Below are 13,909 nucleotides of genomic sequence, written 5' to 3' on the forward strand. Positions count from 1 at the left end.
TAACAACTCTGTGGCCTTCTCTGCGAGCCAATGGAGGATCTGCCGTGCAAACCAACCTGATGACATCAAGGAAATTCGCGCCGCTGTTCTGGACGCAGTTCCTCACCGCGTTCAACGACAACTTCCTGAAGAATACTCTTGTATTCCTGATCCTCTTCCAGATGTCGGCTGCCGAGGGCGCGGCACTGGTCACGCTTGCCGGCGTCGTCCTGATCATTCCATTCCTGTTGCTCTCGGCAATCGGCGGCGAACTCGCCGACAAGCACGACAAGGCCAAGGTCGCCGAACTGCTGAAGAGATGCGAGATTGCGGTGGCGGTCGTTGCTGTCGTCGGTCTTGCCTTCTCCTCCATCTGGATCCTGATGGCGGCGTTGTTTGGCTTTGGCGTCATCTCCGCGCTTTTCGGCCCGATCAAATACGGCATTCTGCCTGACCACCTGGAACGCCGCGACCTGCCGAAGGCCAATGCCTGGATCGAGGGCGGCACCTTCATCGCCATCCTCGGCGGCACCATCGTTGCCGCATTCGCCTTTTCCGGCGGCGACAATGTCCTCGTCTTCGGCACGATGATGATCGGTCTTTCGGTGCTGTGCTGGTTTGCCAGCCGGATGATCCCGGCAACCGGCTCCAAGGCTCCCGATCTCGAGGTCGATACCAACGTCATCCGCTCCAGCTACAACCTCGTCATGGAAATCCGCAGCGACAAGCGCCTGTGGCGTTCGGCGCTGATGAACTGCTGGTTCTGGCTGGTCGGCGCATTCGTGCTCTCTATCCTGCCGACCATGGTCACCGAATTGCTCGGTGGTTCGGAAATTGTCGTGCCCGCCTATCTGACGGTCTTTGCCGTGGCAGTCGCAGTGGGCTCCGCCATCGCCGCCTGGATGTCATCAGGCCGCATTGTGCTTCTGCCTGCGCCGATCGGCACGGCCCTGCTTGCCATCTTCAGCCTCGATCTCGCCTGGAACCTGTGGGGTCTGCAATCGACCAGCCATGCGACAACCATCCTGGCTTTCTTCGCCGGCCAGAACACGATCCGCGTCGCAATCGATCTCGCCGGCATGGCGATATCAGGCGCCTTCATCGCAGTTCCGACTTTCGCCGCGCTGCAGACCTGGGCGCATGAGGACCGCCGCGCCCGCGTCATCGGTGCCGCCAATGTCCTGTCGGCGCTCTTCATCACTGTCGGCCTCGGTGCTGTTGCCGTCGTCCAGGCCTTCGGTGCCTCTATTCCGCAGATCCTGATCGGCCTCGGCATCATCAATTTCGCCGTTGCCTGGCTGATGCTGAAGACGCTGCCGACCAATGCCTTCCGCGATTTCGTCTCGATCCTGTTCCGTGCCTTCATGCGGCTGGAAGTCGAAGGCCTCGAAAATATCAAGAAAGCTGGGCCGGCTCCCATCATCGCGCTCAATCACGTCAGTCTGCTCGACGGCGCGCTGGCACTTGCCATCACCGAGGAGGAGCCGGTCTTTGCGGTCGATTACAAGATCGCCCAAGCCTGGTGGGTAAGACCCTTCCTGAAAATGTGCAAATTCCTGCCGCTCGATCCGACCAAGCCGATGGCGACGCGCTCGCTGATCAAGGTGGTGCAGGACGGCAGCCCGATCGGCATCTTTCCCGAGGGGCGCCTGACGGTAACCGGCACGCTGATGAAGGTTTATGACGGCGCCGCCATGGTTGCCGACAAGACCGGAGCGATGGTCGTGCCGGTGCGCATCGACGGCCTGGAGAAGAGCTATCTCTCTTACCTGAACGACGGCAAGATCCGCCGCCGGCTGTTCCCCAAGGTCAAGGTCACCATTCTCGAGCCGGTGAAACTCGAAGTTCCGGCCGAACTCAAGGGCCGCAAGCGCCGCACGGCAGCCGGTGCCGCCCTCTACCAGGTCATGTCGAACCTGATGTTCCGGACCGCCGATACATCCTCGACCGTCATTGACCGCATCATCGAGGCGAGCCACGAATTCGGCATGGGCAAGCTCGCCGTCGAGGATCCGGTCACCGGCAAGCTCACTTACGGCAAGCTGCTGACGGGTGCTGCCGTGCTCGGCGCGAAATTCCGTGGCATGTTCCCGGAACGCAATCTCGGCGTCATGCTGCCGAACGCCAATGGCGCCGCCGCAACGCTCCTCGGCGTGATGACGGCGGGCAAGGTGCCGGCCATGCTGAATTTCACCGCCGGTGCGGCCAATATCCTGTCCGCCTGCAAGGCGGCGGAAGTGAAGCATGTCCTCACATCCCGCGCCTTCGTGACCCAGGCCAAGCTCGGCCCGGTCATCGAGGAGATGGAAAAGCAGCTTAAGATCGTCTGGCTTGACGATCTCCGCACCGAAATCGGCCTTGTGAGCAAGATCAGGGGCTATCTGCACAAGGCAAGGCCGCTGGTGAAGCGCAAGCCTGATGATCCGGCCGTCATTCTTTTCACCTCGGGCTCCGAAGGTACGCCGAAGGGCGTCGTGCTGACCCATCGCAACATCCTGTCGAATGCAGCCCAGGCCGCCGCCCGCATCGATTTCCACAGCGGCGACAAGGTGTTCAACATCCTGCCGGTCTTCCACTCCTTCGGGCTGACGGCGGGCACCGTGCTGCCGCTGATCTCGGGTGTGCCGGTCTATTTCTATCCGTCGCCGCTGCATTATCGTATCGTGCCAGAGCTGATCTATGTCTCGAATGCTACGATCATCTTCGGCACCGATACCTTCCTCAACGGCTACAGCAGGACGGCCCACCCTTACGACTTCCGCTCCATCCGCTATATTTTCTCCGGTGCCGAGCCGGTGAAGGCATCCACCCGCGCCACCTACATGGAGAAATTCGGCCTGCGCATTCTGGAAGGCTATGGCGTCACCGAGACGGCGCCGGTGATTTCGATCAACACGCCGATGTACAACAAGTCGGGCACTGTCGGCAAAATCCTGCCGGGCATGGAATGGAAGCTCGAACCCGTACCCGGCATCGATGACGGTGGCCGCCTCGTCGTCCGCGGCGCCAACGTCATGGCCGGCTATCTGCGTGCCGAAAATCCCGGTGTGCTCGAACCGCTTGTGGACGGCTGGCATGATACCGGAGACATCGTCACCATCGACGAGGACGGTTTCGTCAAGATCCGCGGCCGCGCCAAGCGCTTTGCCAAGATCGGCGGTGAGATGATATCTCTCGCGGCCGTCGAGGCCCTTGCCGCAGAACTCTGGCCGGGCGCTCTTTCGGTCGTCTCCTCGATACCGGATGCAAAGAAGGGCGAGCGGCTTGTACTTCTGACCGATGTGCCGACTGCCACTCGCGCCGAATTCCTCGCTTTTGCCAAATCGAAGGGCGCCATGGACATGATGGTGCCGGCCGAGGTTACCATCGGCAAAGTGCCGGTCCTCGGCTCCGGAAAGGTGGATTTTGTGACGGCGCGCAGATTGGCCGAGAGCGCGGCCCAGCCGGAGCAGGCGGCGTAAAACCGGCTTCATTCTCCGGCAGCAGTGATCATAAGTGAAAACAAAACAGGCGGCTTGCAGGCCGCCTGTTGGCATTATCGGACGAATAATCCGGTTACTTCTGTTCCGGCGCCAGGAATTCGGCGCAGTAGGAAGGACCGTTCACACCGGGGATATCGGTGACGGTGCGGATATCGCGGATCGTATAGTCGGAACTGGTGGTGATTTCGGCCTGGCAGCGCAGGTAAAGCGTGCGGGCGCTCGCAATCTGCTTGCCGCGCTTGCCGTCAGCACCTTCGGCATATTTCGCGGGCACGCGCACCGTCTTGTAACCGCCCTTCCAGGTGTAGATCGTCGACGAGCCTTCGTCGCGGTCGCTGAGCGGCGGGCCATAGGCGGCAAAGAACTTGCCGGCCGACTGGCCGACCCAGCGCGCCTCGATCGGGTTGCCGGCGGAAGGTATGGTGGTGCATCCGGCAAGCGCAATTGCAAGCGCGGCGGCCCCGGTCATGGTGCGGAGTTTCATCGTGTCGTCCCTGATATCTAGCCAGTGGCTGCGAAGCCGCCTTCGCGACGGTTTCGCCTGTCCCGTCAAGCCCTTTAGCCTGTAACCCGGCAAAAGAAAATTGCCACTTGGCCGCTTCTGAAGAATTTGCCGAGGGTGTGGCTTTTTGCTGCACGGTGGGCTGAAACACCTTGTCACGAGCCCGTCAAAAATTCCCGCGCCTTTTTGAATTTTGGTGCTTGCGCAACATAATAGGCCGGTCTATAGAGGCGCCGCTGGTCACGGAGTGTAGCGCAGTCTGGTAGCGCACCACGTTCGGGACGTGGGGGTCGAGTGTTCGAATCACTCCACTCCGACCAGCCGAAAACCCCGCTTCGGCGGGGTTTTTTCTTTTCTGGCTTTCTGTCCTTCCTCGGCGTCCCCTGGGACGCGCTCGCCACGCCCATCAGATCGCTCCCGCAAATGCACCGGTTTGAACCACGCAAGCCCATAATTTTAGATTTTGCTAACGAACAAATTGGCGCTAAGCTGGTTTCCTTCGGAGGAGGAAGCATCAATGAAGAAGATGAACAATCGACAAGTTCGAATTCCCGGCCCGAAAGATCAGGACATCACCGAGCATTGCCGAAAATTCGGCATAGGCCCGGCCGAGGAGGAGAAGCTCAAGAAGCTCCTGGGCCATCGGGCACCGCTCCATGAGATCCAGGCGAATGCTCCGAAGCCTCAGCCGAAGTGGCGCTGACTGGAATCTGTTTCACCCAAAGCTTTGCTCATGATCGTCGGCGCCAGTCCGCTCCGACACGGGTGAGAGTTCCCCGTTCTCTGACGCTGGAATAAAAAGCCCCGCCGGTGGCTTTCGGCGGGGTAGATGGGGAAAGCTCTCCGAAAGGTGGCAGGAGAGCTTGGGCATTTCAGCAAGACTGGAAGAATGAGGCGAGGGCACTTTTGCCGGATTCGGTACAGTTCGCCTAAAAACCCATCATTTTTAGTGGGAAAATTTGCGATTTCCGCCTCGCGCCGTTTTTTCTTCGAGCGCAGGCACGCCGATTGCAGCGGCGCGCCTGACCTTGTGATCCCGTCAGCCGGCTGCCTGCAGCTTGTCCTGCGTCTTCGTCTCGAAGTCGCTGGCGTCATGGCGCTCGTGGAGCTGGCTCGAGGGCTCGCCGCTGACGCGGTTGACCATGCGGCCGCGCTTGACGGCCGGGCGGTCGCCGATCATGTCGGCCCAGCGGTTCATGTGTTTGTACTCCTGCACCTGCAGGAATTCGGCGGAATCACCGTACATCCAGCCTTTCACGAGGCCACCATACCAGGGCCAGATCGCCATGTCGGCGATGGTGAACTCGTCGCCGGCGATATATTTGCTCTCGGCGAGACGCCGGTCGAGCACGTCGAGCTGACGCTTGGTCTCCATGGCGAACCGGTTGATCGCATATTCGATCTTCGTCGGTGCATAGGCATAAAAATGGCCGAAGCCGCCGCCGAGATAGGGCGCGCTGCCTACCTGCCAGAACAGCCAAGAGAAACATTCGGCGCGCTTGGCCGGATCGGTCGGCAGGAAGGCGTCGAATTTTTCCGCAAGATAAGTGAGGATCGCGCCGGATTCGAAGATCCGAACAGGCTTTTCGCCACTGCGGTCCATCAGCGCCGGGATCTTGGAGTTCGGGTTGACCTCGACGAAACCGCTGCCGAACTGGTCGCCATCGCCGATCCTGATCAGCCAGGCATCGTATTCCGCGCCGCTATGGCCAAGCGCCAGCAGCTCTTCCAGCATGATCGTCACTTTCACGCCATTCGGCGTTCCCAGCGAATAGAGCTGCAGCGGGTGCCGGCCAACCGGCAGTTCCTTTTCTCGGGTCGGCCCGGCAATCGGGCGGTTGATGCTGGCGAATTGGCCGCCGTTTTCCTTGTCCCAGGTCCAGATCTTGGGGGGCGTATAGTCGGACGAGCTGGTCATGTGATCTCCTGACGGAATAACTTCGTGCGTTGAATGAGCGGCCCAATCCTTAACCTCAACTGGGACCCCTGAACATATTGGTAGCAATGAAGTTATTGTCATCAGGGCGGCGGATTTTTAATCGCCGCGGGTGGCAGTACTCGCGCAAACGTGCACTGCGTTTTGCGATAAGCACATGCGACACAGAAGACCAAGGCGTGCCACGTCCATCTGAAAGATCGTGGCACACTTTGGATCTCTATTGGAAGCTGAGCTTGCTCTTCTGCTGGCCCTCGGCGTCGAAATTCTCGGGTGCCAGCCATGCCTCGTATCCAGCCTTCAGCTTCGGCCAGTCGCCGTCCGTCATCGCAAACCAGGCGGTGTCGCGGTTGCGCCCCTTTTGCACCATGTGCTGGCGGAAGATGCCTTCGAAGGCGAAGCCGAAGCGTTGTGCCGCGCGCTTCGAAGGTTCGTTGAGGTTGTTGCACTTCCACTCGAAACGACGGTAGCCGAGTGTGTCGAAGACGTAAGCGGCGCAAAGATAGAGCGCTTCGGTCGCCACCCGCTTGCGCGCGATCTCAGCTCCCCAGAGAATGTTGCCGATCTCGATCACGCCATTGGCGGTATCGATCCGCATCAGCCCCTGCCGGCCTTCGGCACGTCCCGTCGCCTTGTCGACCACGGCAAAGAACAGCGGGTCTTCGCTCGCGACGGATTTTTCCAGCCAGGGCATGAAGGCTTCCATATCGGCCGGTGCCTGTTCGAAGAGATAGCGGAAGCGGTCTTCAGCGCCCGGCTGTTGGGCCGAGCGGAGCAGATCGGCGCCGTGCTTTGCGGCGTCTAGTGGCTCCAGGCGGGTGTAGCGGCCTTCAATCGGTGCGCGGTCGGGGCGCGCAACACCCTTCCAGTCGGCAAGATCCTTTGTCATGTCCGTCATTCCATTGAACTGATGCATTGAACTCCGACTGCTCTTGCCTTGCAAATGGACTGGAGTAAAAGTCCAGTTTTAAACTTATTGGAAGACCAGTTGACTGATGACATCGGCACCTGCATGGCTGAACCTCGATCGAAGCGGCGGCGATCTGTCCGGCCAGATCTATCGAAGCCTGCGCGACCGAATCCTGCTCGGCCAGCTTCCGGCCGGACACAAATTGCCGTCGACCCGCGCTCTAGCGGCCTCGCTCGAGGTCGCGCGGTCTACGGCGGTGGAAGCTTATGAGCGGCTGAAATCCGAAGGTTATATCGAGGCCTCCGCCGGTGCGGCGACACGGGTTGCCGCCCTCGAACGCATGCGGCCGGAACGCCAGCGGGACGACCGCACTCCTCTTGAGGAGGCGAGATCGGACCGGCCCTCCTATCGCGGCCTGTTCCGGCCCGGTGTGTCCGATGTATCGGATTTCCCGCATGATGCCTGGAGCCGTCACCTCGCTTCGTCCAGCCGGTCTCTGCGCAGCCATCATCTCGGCTATGAGAACCCGACGGGGCTCCACGAGCTGCGCGAAGCGATCCTCGAACATATCTCGACGACGCGCGGCGTGGTCGCCGAGCCGGGGCAGGTCATGATCGTGCCCTCTACGCGCGCGGCGATCGACATGCTTGCAAGGGCAATGCTGAGAAGGAGCGGGCGCAAGACCGCATGGATGGAAGACCCGGGCTATAGCGCCGCCCGGCTGCTGCTCGACGATGCGGGTGCCGACATCGTGCCGGTCCCCTGCGATGAGCAGGGCATCGACGTCTCTAGGGTGGAAGGCCCGCAGCCGGCGCTGATCTACGTGACGCCATCGCATCAGTATCCGACCGGCGCGACGCTGAGCCTGCCGCGGCGGCTGGCACTGCTGGAAGCTGCACGCCGGCACGAAAGCCTTGTTGTCGAGGATGATTATGACAGCGACTTTCAGTATGGCTCGCGGCCGATCGCCGCCCTGCAGGGCATCGACAGGGCGGAGGTCGTGGCTTACATCGGCACCTTCTCCAAGGTGCTGGCGCCCGGCCTGCGCGTCGCCTATGCTGTCGTGCCGCGCTGGCTGGTGCCGGAGGCGTCGGAAGCGCTGCATCGCAGGGGTGTTGCCGTCGCCACTCATATTCAGGCGGCTCTTGCCGATTTTATCAATGAAGGCCGGCTGCGTGCCTATCTCAGGCGCATGAACCAGCAATATGCCGAACGCATGGCCTTGATGACCGACATGCTGGGGAGCCGTTTCGCGGGCAGGCTGGCCGTTTCGGGTGGCAATGGCGGACTGCAGCTTGGAGCCTGGTTTTGCGATCAGACGGTGGACGACCGGGCATTCGTCGCCAAGGCCAATGCGTTGGGCTATGGACTGATGCCGATGTCAGGCTTCTTCATCGGCAAAGCCGACCCCGGCATCCTTTTCGGTATCTCCCAAGCGGAAACGGCTGCCGTTCAAAGACTGGCAGCCGATCTCGATCGGATCCTGAGCTGAGAACACATGCGCCCGGAGCGGGTCCGGGCGCAGTGCTCACGTGGGTGCCCTTCAAGCGGCGGCGAAGGGCACGGCCACGAAGGTCTTGTTGCCGCCGCGTTCGATCAGGAGCAGCACCGACTTGCGGCCGGACTTGCCGGCATCGGCAACGGCGGTCTTGACGTCACGGGCGTCGTGCACCGGCTTGTCGTTGACCGAGACGATCACGTCGCCGGGCTGGATGCCGGCAGCAGCGGCTGACTTGTCCGGGTTGACGTTGGCAACGACGGCGCCGGCAACGCTGTGGGGCAGGTTGAGCTGCTGGCGGATATCAGGCGTCAGGTCGGCAAGGCCGATGCCGAGGCTCGGCTGACCGGCAGCCTGGCCCTGATCATCGCTGCTTTCGACGGCGGCCTGCTTCTGCGTGTCTTCATTGCCGCCGACGGTGACGTTGAGATCGACCGTCTTGCCGTCACGCCAGACGGCCAGCGTTTCCTTCGCACCCGGCGACAGGTCGGCAACGAGGCGCGACAGGTCCTTCGGCGTCTTGACATTTTCGCTGCCGACGGCGGTTACGATGTCACCCGTCTTGATCCCGGCATGGGCAGCAGGCGTCCCGTTGGTGACGGCGGCAACCAGCGCGCCTTCAGCCTTGGAGAGACCGACAGCATCGGCGACATCCTGGGTGACCGGCTGGATTTGCACGCCGAGATAGCCGTGATCGATCGAACCGTCCTTCTGCAGCTTGGCAACGATCACCTTTGCTTCGGAGGAAGGAATGGCGAAGCCGACGCCGACGCTGCCACCGTTTGGCGAGTAGATGGCGGTATTGATGCCGACGACATTGCCATCACGATCGACCAGCGGGCCGCCGGAATTGCCATGGTTGATCGGCGCATCGATCTGGATGAAATCATCGTACGGGCCGCTGTGCAGGTCGCGGCCACGGGCCGAGACGATGCCCGCCGTTACCGTGGTGCCGATGCCGAACGGATTGCCGATGGCCAGGATCTGGTCGCCGAGCTTCAGCTTGTCGGAATCGCCCCAGGCGACGGTGGCAAGCGGATGCGGAGCCTGGACCTTCAGAACGGCGAGGTCGGACTTGGGATCGGCGCCGAGCAGCTTGGCCGGCAGTTCGGTACCGTCGTCGAGCGTGACCTTGATGTCGATGGCGTTGTCGATGACGTGGTTGTTGGTAACGATCACGCCGTCGGGGCTGATGACGAAACCGGAGCCGAGCGCCATGGCATGCTGCTGCTGCGGCTGTTGCTGCTGCGGTGCCTGATGCGGCAGCGGAATACCCTGCTGTTCGAAGAATTGCCGGAACTGCTCGTCCATCGGCGAACCGTCTGCACTGGCATTGGTGGCCTTCATCGTGGTGGTGATGGTTACAACGGCCGGCTTGTCGGCATCGACGACGGCAGCAAAGGAGCCGCTGGAGGTAAGAGCGCCCCCTGCCTCAGCCGGCGCGGCAAGAGCCGTCGAGGAAGAGGAAAGGGCAAACGGCAGGGAGGCCGCGCCGAGAACGATGGCCGCTCCGACAAGTGCTGCGGCCCGGTGCTTGCGAAGAATGTTTGACATAGTGGAAGTCCCTTGCGAGAGCGTTGGCATTGAATGGCGTCTTGGTTCCATGCCATGGACCTTGGCGTCAACGAGTATTTCCACCAGCTTTTACCGCTTATTACTTATATTTCGCCTGTATGATTTGGCTAATACTGTGATCGGTAAGAATTGGCGCTTGATACCTATATGATCCGTTCTGCGGGATTTACAAATTAAACATTGATCATGTTTATATTACGGTATCGTAACACATTACTATAATTTAATCTTGACTGGCCAAGCATTGCCGAAATTATCCCGGCGCTCGTGTTGCCTGCCTCGCGAGGCGCCAGAATAGTGAAATATATTCCACTTTTCCGTGATCCATCAGCCTGCAAGCGACGTATTAAACCGAAACATTTGCGATATTTGTTCATGTTTTTTCGCGTTTCGGTTGAGATGGACTTTAAAATGTTAGTAGACTCTAAATTAATTTTTCTTCAGAAAAGGGAAGCTGCGAATCGACGGGAGGCGGGGCTCGCGGTGGCATGCGGGAAGCGATGAGGGATTCAGTGAAGCCGGGGCGGGAAAAGAAGCGCGGTTCCCATGTGAAGCTGAGCGACGTCGCAAAGAGGGTAGGGGTCAGTCCGATCACCATCTCGCGCGCGCTTCGCAACCCCGAAATCGTCTCAGAAGAGCTGCGCGAGGTCATCCTGCGCACTGTCGACGAAATGGGTTACATCCCCAATCTCGCCGCTCGCGCGCTTGCCGGCCGTCACAGCGGCATCGTCGGCGTCATAACGCCCTCGCTTCACCACCCCTGCTTTACCGGTGTGATGATGGGCATCGAGGAGCGGTTGCGCGCTACGGATCTGCGCGTGCAATATGCCAACACCCTCAACGACGCGGATCAGGAAATCAGCCAGTTCAAATCCTTCCTTGCGCAGAAGCCGGCCGGGATCATCCTCGTGAACGCGGAATATTATGACGGCCTTGCGATGCTGATGGATGCAGCCGCCTTTCCGGTCGCCCATGTTGCCGATCTCAGCCAGCCGCGGGAAACGCTGCTTGTCGGCATGTCGCATCATGTGGCCGCGACAGCCGCCACCCGTTTCCTCCTGTCGAAAGGATACAAGCGGATTGGTTTCATCGGCGGGATAAGCGACATCCGATCGCGCCGCAGTCGTGCGGGACATGAGGAGGCCATGCGCCAAGCTGGCCTCGGCAATCCATCGCTGATGCACGGCGTCGACGGCTCCACCAGCATCGGTCTCGGACGGCGACTGTTCACCGAGTTGCTGGAGCGGATGCCCGATCTCGATGCGATCCTCGCGCAAAATGATGATCTCGCCCTTGGCGCTCTGATCGAGTGCAATGAACGCGGCATCAAGGTGCCGGATGATTTCGGTATCTGCGGCTTCAACGATCTGGAATTCGCGCAGTTTACGTCGCCATCCCTGACGACGGTGCATGTTCCGCGTCATGACCTCGGCCGCCGCGCCGCCGATATGCTGCTGCGTGCCATCCGCGAGGAGCCGCCGGAAGAGCAGAGGGTTGATCTCGGCTTCTCGATCATCGAGCGCGGGTCGACACGCTCGATGCCGAAGCAGTAAAAAAGGGGCCGATCGGCCCCTTTTTTCTTAGATATCGCTTGCCGCGCTCGACCAGAGTTCGGCCGCTTCCGATGCCGTCATGCGGCGCACCTCCGCTTCGTGGCTGCGCTTGGCGAACAACTCGCTTGCCATGATCTGCTCGGCGAGATCGGCCGGAAGCGACAGGATCACGCGGGCATCATTGCCATGAAGGCCGCTGACGTCGGCGCGCTTACCGGTCACCATGCCGCCGGCGATCGTGTTGTTGGTCTCCGGGTCGATCAGGATGAAGGAGCCGGTGGCCCGGTTCTGTTCATAGGGATCGAAGATCGCGGCTTCGTCGAAAACCAGGCGCACCTTGCCGATGGCGTTCATGTAGAGCCGCTGAGCCGAGTTCCACGTGCCGCTCTTCAGCTCCAGCTGGCTGACGGGTTCGACCTGCACACGCTGGCGGCGCGAGCCGCTCTTCAGCCAGTAGCGCTTGCCCGCTTCAATGCCTTCCGGCTGCAGGGCAACGACCTGCGCGTCGAAGGAAAGCCCGGTCTGCGGCTGGCTGTCGATCGAGACGATCATGTCGCCGCGTGCGACATCCACCTGACGGTCGAGAACGAGCGTGATCGCATCACCGGCAACGGCCGCATTGCGGACCAGATCGAAGGTGACGATCTTGGTGACATTGGCGACCATGCCCGACGGCAGGATCATGACGCTGTCACCAGGCTTCACCGAGCCGCCGGCAACCGTGCCCTGATAGCCGCGAAAGCTTTCGCCGGGACGCGAGACGCGCTGTACCGAGAGGCGGAAGCCGGTCGACTGGCCGGAGCGCACGGTTGCGTGTTCCAGCGTCTCGACCAGCGTCGGGCCGTTATACCACGGCATGGCTGCCTGGCCGGAATAGACGACGTTCTCGCCCTTCAATGCCGACATCGGGATCGCGGTGATCTGCTTGACGCCAAGCGACAGCGCAAATTCCTTGAACTCGTGGGTGATCTTGTCGAAGCCGGCACGGTCATAGTTCGTCAGGTCGATCTTGTTGACGGCGAGTACGAACTGCTTGATGCCGAGCAAGGAGGCGATCGTCGCATGGCGGCGCGTCTGCTCGAGAATGCCGGCGCGGGCATCGACCAGCAGCACGGCAAGATCGGCGGTCGAGGCGCCGGTCGCCATGTTGCGGGTATACTGCTCGTGGCCGGGTGTGTCGGCAACGATGAAGGAGCGCTTGTCGGTCGAGAAATAGCGATAGGCGACATCGATGGTGATGCCCTGTTCACGCTCGGCCTGCAGGCCGTCGAGCAGCAGAGCGAAATCGGGCAGGCCGAGATCGTTCTGCTTGCCGGTGGAATCGCGGCGAAGCGCTGCTGCCTGGTCTTCCTTGACTGCCTTGGTGTCCCAGAGCAGGCGGCCGATCAGGGTAGACTTGCCGTCATCGACGCTGCCGCAGGTGATGAGGCGCAACGGGCGCGAGTCGCGCACGGCCTTCAGAGGCTCGGCGGCGGGCACGGCGACGACGTTTGCGGGAATTGCTGCACTCATCTCAGAAATATCCTTCACGCTTCTTCTTTTCCATGGAGCCGGACTGGTCGCGGTCGATGGCGCGGCCCTGGCGCTCGGAAACCGTGGCGATCTCCAGCTCCGCGATAATGTCTTCAAGGGTGGTGGCCGTCGAGCGGATCGCGCCGGTCAGCGGGAAGCAGCCGAGCGTCCGGAAGCGGATGAAATCTTCCTGCTTCGTTTCGCCGGGCAGCAGATCCAGGCGCGGATCGGATGCCGCGATCATCATGCCGTCGCGCTCGACATAAGGGCGCTTGGCCGCAAAGTAGAGCGGTACGATCGGGATTTCCTCGGCCTGGATATAGCGCCAGATATCGACCTCGGTCCAGTTCGACAGCGGGAAGACGCGAACGCTCTCTCCCTTGCGGATCTGGCCGTTATATACGTTCCAAAGCTCCGGGCGTTGGTTGCGCGGATCCCAGCGGTGGTCGGGCGTGCGGAAGGAATAGATGCGTTCCTTGGCGCGGGACGCTTCCTCGTCACGCCGCGCGCCGCCGAAGGCCGCGTCGAACTGGCCGGCATCAAGCGCATTGCGCAAAGCTTCCGTCTTCATGATGTCGGTGTAGCGGGCAGAGCCGTAGGTAAACGGCGTGATGTTTTCAGCCTTGCCGCGCGGATTGATATGTTCAATCAGGTCGAGATCGTATTTCTTCACAATCTCGTCGCGAAAGGTAATCATTTCCGCGAACTTCCAGCCGGTATTTACATGCAGCAGCGGGAAGGGCACGCGGCCGGGATAGAAGGCCTTGCGTGCCAGATGCAGCAGCACAGAGGAATCCTTGCCGATCGAATAGAGCATCACCGGACGCTCGAACTCGGCGGCAACTTCGCGGAAGATGTGGATCGCTTCGTTTTCCAGCGCCTTCAGATGCGGGTCGAGCGGCGGCTTGGCGCTCTGCGGATTGGTGAGTTCCGTATCCTGACGGGTATCGGGCATAAAATAC

Annotated in this window: 10 protein-coding genes and 1 tRNA gene; 5 read left to right on the plus strand and 6 right to left on the minus strand. The window is 61.0% G+C overall.

Annotation, left to right across the window (positions count from 1 at the left end):
• Nucleotides 1-44: 44 nt before the first annotated feature.
• Nucleotides 45-3,440, plus strand: coding sequence for an acyl-[ACP]--phospholipid O-acyltransferase (locus FHX06_RS22350; RefSeq protein WP_183880899.1), 3,396 nt, complete (start codon nucleotides 45-47; stop codon nucleotides 3,438-3,440).
• Between the two features lie 94 nt (nucleotides 3,441-3,534).
• Here the strand turns inward: FHX06_RS22350 and FHX06_RS22355 are convergent, their stop codons facing one another.
• The gene (locus FHX06_RS22355) at nucleotides 3,535-3,945 is read right to left on the minus strand and encodes a hypothetical protein (protein ID WP_112542998.1); all 411 of its coding nucleotides are present in this window, start codon (nucleotides 3,943-3,945) and stop codon (nucleotides 3,535-3,537) included.
• A gap of 261 nt (nucleotides 3,946-4,206) precedes the next feature.
• On the opposite strand from FHX06_RS22355, the gene FHX06_RS22360 reads away from it, so the two are divergent.
• Both FHX06_RS22360 and FHX06_RS22365 read left to right on the plus strand, forming a co-directional pair.
• Nucleotides 4,207-4,283: transfer RNA gene (locus FHX06_RS22360), tRNA-Pro, on the plus strand.
• 197 nt (nucleotides 4,284-4,480) lie between these two features.
• A complete protein-coding gene (locus FHX06_RS22365; RefSeq protein WP_112542999.1) occupies nucleotides 4,481-4,666 on the plus strand; it encodes a hypothetical protein in 186 nt (61 codons plus the stop codon).
• A gap of 336 nt (nucleotides 4,667-5,002) precedes the next feature.
• Here the strand turns inward: FHX06_RS22365 and yghU are convergent, their stop codons facing one another.
• Both yghU and FHX06_RS22375 read right to left on the minus strand, forming a co-directional pair.
• Entirely contained in the window at nucleotides 5,003-5,881 is an 879-nt protein-coding gene (gene yghU / locus FHX06_RS22370) for a glutathione-dependent disulfide-bond oxidoreductase (RefSeq protein WP_113210057.1), read from the minus strand.
• Nucleotides 5,882-6,119: 238 nt separating this feature from the next.
• Entirely contained in the window at nucleotides 6,120-6,788 is a 669-nt protein-coding gene (locus tag FHX06_RS22375) for a GNAT family N-acetyltransferase (protein ID WP_113203685.1), read from the minus strand.
• Nucleotides 6,789-6,894: 106 nt separating this feature from the next.
• Here FHX06_RS22375 and FHX06_RS22380 point away from each other — a divergent pair, with 106 nt between their 5' ends.
• The gene (locus FHX06_RS22380; protein ID WP_113210056.1) at nucleotides 6,895-8,301 is read left to right on the plus strand and encodes a PLP-dependent aminotransferase family protein; all 1,407 of its coding nucleotides are present in this window, start codon (nucleotides 6,895-6,897) and stop codon (nucleotides 8,299-8,301) included.
• Between the two features lie 51 nt (nucleotides 8,302-8,352).
• On the opposite strand, the gene FHX06_RS22385 is transcribed toward FHX06_RS22380, so the two are convergent.
• Complete coding sequence (locus tag FHX06_RS22385) at nucleotides 8,353-9,861, minus strand: DegQ family serine endoprotease (RefSeq protein ID WP_183880901.1); 1,509 nt, start codon at nucleotides 9,859-9,861, stop codon at nucleotides 8,353-8,355.
• A gap of 521 nt (nucleotides 9,862-10,382) precedes the next feature.
• Here FHX06_RS22385 and FHX06_RS22390 point away from each other — a divergent pair.
• Nucleotides 10,383-11,435, plus strand: a complete 1,053-nt coding sequence (locus FHX06_RS22390; protein WP_183880903.1) for a LacI family DNA-binding transcriptional regulator — start codon at nucleotides 10,383-10,385, stop codon at nucleotides 11,433-11,435.
• A gap of 27 nt (nucleotides 11,436-11,462) precedes the next feature.
• Here the strand turns inward: FHX06_RS22390 and cysN are convergent, their stop codons facing one another.
• Nucleotides 11,463-12,947: a sulfate adenylyltransferase subunit CysN gene (gene cysN, locus FHX06_RS22395; protein WP_112543003.1), complete on the minus strand. Its 1,485-nt coding sequence runs from the start codon at nucleotides 12,945-12,947 to the stop codon at nucleotides 11,463-11,465.
• Nucleotide 12,948: 1 nt separating this feature from the next.
• Complete coding sequence (gene cysD / locus FHX06_RS22400; RefSeq protein ID WP_183880905.1) at nucleotides 12,949-13,902, minus strand: sulfate adenylyltransferase subunit CysD; 954 nt, start codon at nucleotides 13,900-13,902, stop codon at nucleotides 12,949-12,951.
• Nucleotides 13,903-13,909: the final 7 nt, after the last annotated feature.

The organism is Rhizobium sp. BK512 (genome assembly GCF_014194915.1).
Taxonomy (GTDB): Bacteria; Pseudomonadota; Alphaproteobacteria; order Rhizobiales; family Rhizobiaceae; genus Rhizobium.

Bases quoted from the DNA above. Each gene is read 5' to 3' on its own strand.
- FHX06_RS22355 (WP_112542998.1), bottom strand. From the start codon at position 3,945: ATGAAACTCCGCACCATGACCGGGGCCGCCGCGCTTGCAATTGCGCTT.
- FHX06_RS22390 (WP_183880903.1), top strand. From the start codon at position 10,383: ATGAGGGATTCAGTGAAGCCGGGGCGGGAAAAGAAGCGCGGTTCCCAT.
- FHX06_RS22380 (WP_113210056.1), top strand. From the start codon at position 6,895: ATGACATCGGCACCTGCATGGCTGAACCTCGATCGAAGCGGCGGCGAT.
- FHX06_RS22385 (WP_183880901.1), bottom strand. From the start codon at position 9,861: ATGTCAAACATTCTTCGCAAGCACCGGGCCGCAGCACTTGTCGGAGCG.
- cysN (WP_112543003.1), bottom strand. From the start codon at position 12,947: ATGAGTGCAGCAATTCCCGCAAACGTCGTCGCCGTGCCCGCCGCCGAG.
- FHX06_RS22365 (WP_112542999.1), top strand. From the start codon at position 4,481: ATGAAGAAGATGAACAATCGACAAGTTCGAATTCCCGGCCCGAAAGAT.
- yghU (WP_113210057.1), bottom strand. From the start codon at position 5,881: ATGACCAGCTCGTCCGACTATACGCCCCCCAAGATCTGGACCTGGGAC.
- FHX06_RS22375 (WP_113203685.1), bottom strand. From the start codon at position 6,788: ATGACAAAGGATCTTGCCGACTGGAAGGGTGTTGCGCGCCCCGACCGC.
- cysD (WP_183880905.1), bottom strand. From the start codon at position 13,902: ATGCCCGATACCCGTCAGGATACGGAACTCACCAATCCGCAGAGCGCC.